This window comes from uncultured Clostridium sp., assembly GCF_937920395.1.
Classification (GTDB): Bacteria; Bacillota; Clostridia; order Clostridiales; family Clostridiaceae; genus Clostridium_AD.
In genome coordinates this window covers 1-4,394 of record NZ_CALEVF010000015.1, presented here as the reverse complement: position 1 = coordinate 4,394, position 4,394 = coordinate 1, and the positions used below count along the sequence as shown (strand labels likewise).

The 4,394-nt window shown below is 29.1% G+C and carries 5 protein-coding genes; 4 read left to right on the top strand and 1 reads right to left on the bottom strand.

Annotated elements, in window-relative coordinates:
- Positions 1 to 68: 68 nt before the first annotated feature.
- From Q0649_RS00925 to Q0649_RS00910, 4 genes are all read left to right on the top strand, one after another.
- On the top strand, positions 69 to 1,079 hold the full coding sequence (locus Q0649_RS00925) for a CotS family spore coat protein (RefSeq protein WP_298836320.1): 1,011 nt from the start codon (positions 69 to 71) through the stop codon (positions 1,077 to 1,079).
- Between the two features lie 4 nt (positions 1,080 to 1,083).
- Complete coding sequence (locus Q0649_RS00920; RefSeq protein WP_298836319.1) at positions 1,084 to 1,308, top strand: hypothetical protein; 225 nt, start codon at positions 1,084 to 1,086, stop codon at positions 1,306 to 1,308.
- 75 nt (positions 1,309 to 1,383) lie between these two features.
- A complete protein-coding gene (locus Q0649_RS00915) occupies positions 1,384 to 2,148 on the top strand; it encodes a hypothetical protein (protein ID WP_298836318.1) in 765 nt (254 codons plus the stop codon).
- Positions 2,149 to 2,180: 32 nt separating this feature from the next.
- Entirely contained in the window at positions 2,181 to 3,233 is a 1,053-nt protein-coding gene (locus Q0649_RS00910; RefSeq protein WP_298836317.1) for a CotS family spore coat protein, read from the top strand.
- 88 nt (positions 3,234 to 3,321) lie between these two features.
- Here the strand turns inward: Q0649_RS00910 and Q0649_RS00905 are convergent.
- A partial coding sequence (locus Q0649_RS00905) for a glycosyltransferase family 1 protein (RefSeq protein ID WP_298836316.1) occupies positions 3,322 to 4,394 on the bottom strand: 1,073 nt, incomplete at its 5' end.

Here is a 4,394-nt window from a genome sequence, read left to right as displayed (position 1 = left end):
TATAATTGTGCACAAATCATTCTAAAGGTTCATATATTGCAATAGAACAATAATTTGGAGGCAATGATTTGGGAATACAAGAGGTAAAGGAGATAGTAAAGAATAATTACTCTCTTCGCATTGATGAAATAGAGAAAATTAAAAACGTTTATAGAATAGAAACTAGAGATAATATATATTGCTTAAAAGTAGTTAATTATGAACTAGGACATTTTTTATTTATAATTGGCGCTATAAAACATTTGCAAAATAATGAGTTTAAAAGTGTGCCTAAAATTATTGAAACTACTGATCAAAGGGAGTATATAAAACTCCAAAATAAATATGCTTATTTAACTTTATGGGTAGATGCAAGGGAATGTGACTACGATAACCTAGTAGAAATAAAACTATGTACAACAAAACTTGCACAGCTTCATAAAAAAAGTTTGAATTTTAAAGTTACACCTGATATGAAACCAAGAATAGCATGGCTTAAGTGGATAGAAACTTTTAAAACTCGCTCAAATGAAATATTGGATTTTAAGAGAAGGATAAGTGAAAAAGAATGTATTACAGAATTTGATAGTAATTATCTGGAAATTATGGAGGGTGAACTTGCAAGGTGTAATAAATCAATACACAATCTGTGTAAAAGTGAATACGTAAATAAGATGAAGGAAGAAATTAAACATAGGGGATTCTGTCATCATGATTATGCACATCATAATGTGTTACTTGAGAAAAGTGGAGCAGTGAGTGTAATTGATTTTGATTATTGCATTTTAGATACTCATTTACATGATTTAAGCAGCCTTCTAATAAGGAGAATGAAAAACGGTAAATGGAACCTTGAAAATACACTTTTTATAATGGATGAGTATGATGAGACATTTTCGATATATAAAAGTGACATAGAGGTAATGGCAGCATTTATGGAATTCCCTCAGGAATATTGGCAAATAGGAATTCAGTATTATTGGGAAAAAAAGAATTGGGGAGAAGAGTTTTTCTTAAAGAAACTTGAAAAGATGAATGAGGATAAAGTGGATAGGCAAATTCTTATTGATGAGTTTAGAAAAATAAAATATGGGAGGTAACGTTATGGGGAAAAGTAAAAAAGAGATGAGTATGGATGAACCTGAATTTGACATAAGTGAAGTGCAAGAATCAACTGTTGAGGAATATGATATGAAGCTTGATAATATGAAGGATGAAGTTAAAAAACTTAAAAAAATAAGAAGAAGACAAAAAAAACTTAGTGAGTTAGAATTTCAGCAAAAGGAAATTTTAAGAAAAATGGATAAAAGCTGTAAAAAAAACAAATGATGCTGGGCTATAGTAAATAGCCCCAGGCTATAGTATATATAAATTGATTAATAGATTGAATTTGAGGTGGTGCAGGTGGCAATAAGCATATACAATGATTTTTCTGACTATATGATATTTAAGAATATTAAAAAGGCAGATGTTATTGAATCTAAGTATAAAAATACAGAGGTAGACATATCAGAAGAAGCAATAATGAGGCAGTTTAGTGCTATTCATGAAGTACATGAAAAATGTATGGGGTTTAATGGTTATCTTAGAAATAGATTAAATAACAATACTGGTAAAACCGTAGAGGACTATAAAAGATCTATTAAAAAGTTAAGTGTAGATATAAAAAACATTAAAAATGATGGACCTAAAAATTTATTTGAAGAAATGATTATTAAATATGGAAAAGAAGTTGTTGATAGAGGTGAAGCGTGTATTAGGGAAGTGAAAGGATCAAATTATTTAGAAATAATAACTAGAAGCATGAGGCGCTGCGAAATATGTTTAGGAAATACAAATTTTCAAAACCTCGGGAAAAGTGATTTTATTTATGTAGTTGATTTTGATAATTGTAGTTACAACATGGTGGAAATGGATTGTTTCCCTTTACTTAGTAGGTTTAAAAGAAAAGGAGCAAAACTTGATTTTTGTAAACTCGCTAAAGAATTTTGTTATATTGAAGGGTTGGATGAGAATAGTTCGAAATTTTTAATAGCATTAATCTCTTATCCTCATGAGTTCATGAAATGTTGTAATAGATATAGAACAGGAAAAAGACTGTGGCATGAAGATAAATTTTCGCAGAGGCTTATAAAAGCTTTAGCCCAAGATGGAGATTCCTTATTCTAAATTAGTAAAATGGAGATTAGAGAGGTGACAATATGTTAGACGTTAGATACAAAGATAAGGCATATTTAAGCAAATATGATCTAGATGTAAATTTGTTTAGTAAATTTGATCTTTTAGTTTATGATGTTATCCCAGTAAGAAAGGTTTTTATACTTGATACCAATAAGGGAGATAAAGTTTTAAAAAAAGTAAACTACAGTAAAGATCAACTTGAATTTGTTAATTATGGTATTGAGTACATTAGGAATAATTATTTTGATAGAATTATTAAATTTGAAAAGACGAAATCTGGGCTAATATATGTTCCATGGAGAGATGATGTTTATTGTATTATGAATCTAGTGGAAGGTAGAGAGTGTGAGTACAGTAATCCAGTTGATATAAATCTTACGTCCAGAGCAATAGCTGAGCTTCATAAAGCGTCACAAGGACTTATTGATAAGGAAGAATTTAAAAGGCTACTTGCAAAGAATGAGCAGCGCTATTTGAGTGGTAAAATTATACAAAATTATAAGAATAAATTAGATGAACTTATGTTTTTCAAAAGTATAGCAAATCTAAATGAAAATAAAAATGAATTTGATGATATATTTTTAGAGAATGTAGAATATTACGCAGAAAATATAAAAAAAAGCATAAATATTCTTAATGAATCTTCATATTTCGAATTATGTGGTGAAAAAGAAAAGATCGTTTTTTGTCATCATGATTTAGCTCACCATAATATATTAATTAATAAGGAAGAAGTTTATTTTTTAGATTTTGATTATGCTGTTGTAGATTTAAGGGTTCATGACGTTTGTAATTTTATTAATAAAGCAATAAAGAACTTTTGTTATGATATAGATAAGTGTAGTGATATTTTACAGGGATATACGGAGGTAAATCCATTAGATGATAGGGAGCTTAATGTGCTTTATGGTATGCTTAGTTTTCCTGAGGATTTTTATAGTATATCTAAAGACTATTATACTAGGAAGAAACAATGGAGTGAAGAAATATTTTTAAGCAGATTAAAGAAAAAGGTTGAGTATAAAAAGGATAGAGAAAAGTTTTTAGAAGACTTTAATAATTATTATAATTGATAGAATAATCATCATATTTGATGTTGTTAAAACCCCCATTTAGTGATAAATACACTAGGTGGGGGTTTAATGTTTTTTATTAAAGCATTTATATTTTGTTTGCTTCTAGTATGTTTTGATAAGCAATTAGAGTGCTTGCAGCTGTATTATCCCAGGTTAAGGTAGAGGCTCTTTTTAATCCTTTAGTAATAAGGGATTGCCTTAAGGCGTCATCATGAAGCACATTATACATTTTTTCACTTAATTCATTAATATCATATGGATTTACAAGAAGCGTTGCGTCTTTAACTATTTCAGGGATAGATGTGACATTTGAGGCTATTACAGGCACTCCACAAGCCATTGCTTCGATTGGAGGTAGTCCAAAGCCTTCATAAAACGAAGGATACACAAATAGCTCACAGGCGTTATACATAAAGGGTATATGGTTCATAGATATAAAGCCTGGGAAGATTACTTTATCTTCAATATGAAGATCTTGTGCTCTCTTAATATACATATCATATGATTTACCTTTGCTACCCGCAATGACTAATTTGATCCCTTTTTTTAATCTTGGGAGAAGCATACTAAATGAATCAAGTAATCCAAGAATATTTTTACGGGGACTAAATCCTCCAATATATAAAATATAGTCACCTGTAATAGAATAATTTTTTTCAACTATATATTTACTAAGTGTTTTGTCATAAGGCTTATAAATATCTTCACTAGCTAAATAGGTAACGTATATTTTTTCCCTCGGAAAGTTAAAAGCCTTAATAATATCTTCTTTTGAATACTGGGACACAGTAATTATTCCATCACACAGAGAAATGATTTTTGGAAATTTCTCATTGAAAATTTTAAGATATTGATCACCTACGGTATCTGGCATTTTATATGGAATAATATCGTGTAGCGTAATAACGAAAGGGCAATCTTTGTTAATAGGTAAACCAATACCATTTTGAGGAACATGGTATATATCTATAGACTTGTCTAGTAATGGGTTTGATACATTTACCTCATTCCAAAAGTTATCTTGTTTTTCCTGTTTAATGGTTTTTATATGGAAATTATTTTTGAATGGTATAGCTAGATTACAGTCGTTTGGCACAAAAAGTGAATAATCATTGTAATTATCAATTTTATTTAAAGAGTTAATTAGTTGGTAAGAAT